Genomic DNA, 2,559 nt, shown 5'->3' on the forward strand with positions numbered 1-2,559 from the left:
CGCGCCGCTCCCGCCCCCGCCCGAGGCCGTCGTGACCGTGCTCCGGCCCCCGCTCGGGGTGGCCCTCGCCCGCCGCGTCCACGCCCTGCCCCGCGGCCGCGTCGCCTACGAGCCCAAGTTCGACGGCCACCGGGTCGTGATCTTCCACGACGAGCGGGACACCGTGCTCCAGGCCCGCTCCGGCCGCATCGTCACCCGGGCCTTCCCCGACCTGGTCGCCGCGGCCCGCGCCCTGCCGGCCGGCGCGGTCGTCGACGGCGAGGTCGTCGTGTGGCGCGCCGGGCGCACCGACTTCGCCGCCGTCCAGAAGCGGGCCATGGCCGCCTCGGCCGTCCGGGCCGCCGCGCTCGCCCGCGAACTCCCCGCCTCCTACGCGGCGTTCGACCTCCTCGCGCTGGGCACCGACGACCTGCGCGCCCTGCCCTACGCCCGCCGCCGGGCGCTCCTGCTCGACGTGCTCGAACCCCTCGGCCCGCCCCTCCAGGCGGTCCCCATGACCACCGACCCCGAGCTCGCCCTCACCTGGTACGAGGCGCTGCCCGACATCGGGGTCGAGGGGCTCGTCGTCAAGGGCCTGGAGATGCCCTACCGCGGCGGGCGCCGCATCTGGGAGAAGCTGCGCCACTCCGACACCCGGGACGCCGCGGTCGTCGGGGTCATCGGCACCCGCGACCACCCCGACGCGCTCGTGCTGGTGCTGCCCGGGAACGACGCGCCGGTCGCCTCCCGGTTCCTCACCACCGCCGTACGGCATCAAGTGGCCCCGCTGCTCGGCGCGTTGCCGGCGGTGGGTGAGCGGGACCCGGGCGCCGCGACCATCGGCGACGGCACGGTCTACGAGCCCGTACCGCCCGAACTCACCGTCGAGGTGCGGCAGGACACCGTACGGCCCGGCATGATCGAGGTGCTGCGGCCGCGCGGGCCCGACTGACCCCGGCCCGGCGCGCCCGCGCGGTGCCGTTCAGCGGGCCGGAGGTCCGAAGAGTCGGCGGGTCGGCGGGCCAGTGGGGCGCTGGGCCGGCGGGTCAGTGGGTCAGTGGGTCAGCGGGACGACGCCACCGACTTCACAGCCCGGTCCACCGGGTCGTCGCCCTCGATCAGTTCCAGGGTCAGCCCGGCCGTCTCCGGCGCGTCGAGGAGCGCGGCGAGCACCGCCGCCACGTCGTCCCGGGTGATCGCGCCGCGGCCCGTGCTCCCGGCCAGCCGCACCCGCCCGGTGCCCGGGTCGTCGGTCAGCCGGCCCGGGCGCAGAATCGTCCAGTCCAGGCCCTCGCGGGCGCGCACGGCCGCGTCCGCCGCGCCCTTCGCCCGCAGATAGGCGGCGAACACCGGGTCCGTGCCCTCCGGCGGCTCGCTGTCGGCGCCCATCGCGGAGACCACCACATGGCGCCGCACGCCGGCCCGCTCGGCCGCGTCCGCGAACAGCACGGCCGCCGCCCGGTCGACGGTGTCCTTGCGGGCCGCCCCGCTGCCCGGCCCCGCGCCGGCCGCGAAGACCGCCGCGTCGGCCCCTTCCAGATGCCGGGCGACCTCCTCGACCGACGCCGACTCCAGGTCGCAGACGGCCGCCTCCGCGCCCACCGCGCGCAGGTCCGCCTCCTGCCGGGCGTCGCGGATCAGTCCTACGGGGGTGTCGCCCCTCCCGGCGAGCAGGCGCTCCAGCCGCAGGGCGATCTGTCCATGTCCTCCAGCGATGACAATGCGCATGCCCTCGACCGTACGCCTCCGGTGCGACGAACGCGTTCGGGTGGCCCCGGCGGGCTGCCCGCCGGGGGAGAACCGCCCCGCCGGGCCGCCAGGCGTACGGCCGTTCGGGCGCCGCCCCTGCGGTGTGCGGGCCGCAGCGGTCCCCCGAGGCGTACGAGCCGTCCGTGCGCCCTCTCGCCAGCCGTACGGGCCGTCAGCGCGTCGACCCGTCAGGAGCGCTTGCCCTCACGGCTCCTGAGCGCCCGGGCCGGAACCCGGCCCCGGCCCGTCGGCCCGGCGCGAGCGCGACTGCCGCGGCAGGTCCAGCGCCGCCACCGCCGCCGAGTCGCAGTACTCCCGCACCGCGCTCGTCCGGGCCACCACCCGGCCCCGGTGCACCACCACCCGGCTGTACGCCAGGGACAGCACCGCCTCCAGCCCCTCCCCGCGCACCGCCAGCAGCTCCGCCGGGAAGCCGGCCTCCACCCGCACCGGCGGCAGGCCCAGCGCGGCCCGCGCGGAGCCGCTCACCGCCTCGTACGCGTCCGCCGCGCCCAGCCGGGCCTGCGAGGCCAGCAGGAACGCCGCCTCCAGCGGGTCGCCGCGGCCCACCGGCCCGGCCGCGTCCCGCAGCGCCCCGCTGCCGGCCGCGATCCGCACGCCCGCCGCCCGCAGCAGCCGCGCGGCCGCCGCCCCCGTGCCGCCCGTGCCCGCGGCCTCGGCGAGGCCCTCGGGGCCGCCCGCCGCGCCCTCCGGCCGGCCCGGCCCGTCCTGACCGGCGAGGCCAACAGGCGAGCCACCGGGGCCAGGGGAGCCGGAGGGCCCGGAGAGGCCACCGAGCCCGCCCGGGCCGCCGTCGGCGGCGAGCCGCGG

2 protein-coding genes and 1 pseudogene are annotated in these 2,559 nt (G+C 79.2%); 1 reads left to right on the top strand and 2 read right to left on the bottom strand.

Annotated elements, in window-relative coordinates; genetic code table 11:
• Positions 1-931: ATP-dependent DNA ligase (locus ACSNOD_RS30380; protein ID WP_436770299.1), on the top strand; the 931-nt coding region annotated here is incomplete at its 5' end.
• Between the two features lie 110 nt (positions 932-1,041).
• Here the strand turns inward: ACSNOD_RS30380 and ACSNOD_RS30385 are convergent.
• Both ACSNOD_RS30385 and ACSNOD_RS30390 read right to left on the bottom strand, forming a co-directional pair.
• Positions 1,042-1,707, bottom strand: a complete 666-nt coding sequence (locus ACSNOD_RS30385; protein ID WP_436770300.1) for an NAD(P)H-binding protein — start codon at positions 1,705-1,707, stop codon at positions 1,042-1,044.
• A gap of 225 nt (positions 1,708-1,932) precedes the next feature.
• Positions 1,933-2,559: pseudogene (locus ACSNOD_RS30390) on the bottom strand (hydrolase); the annotation flags it as partial.

The organism is Streptomyces sp. URMC 123, from assembly GCF_051386515.1.
GTDB lineage: Bacteria > Actinomycetota > Actinomycetes > Streptomycetales > Streptomycetaceae > Streptomyces.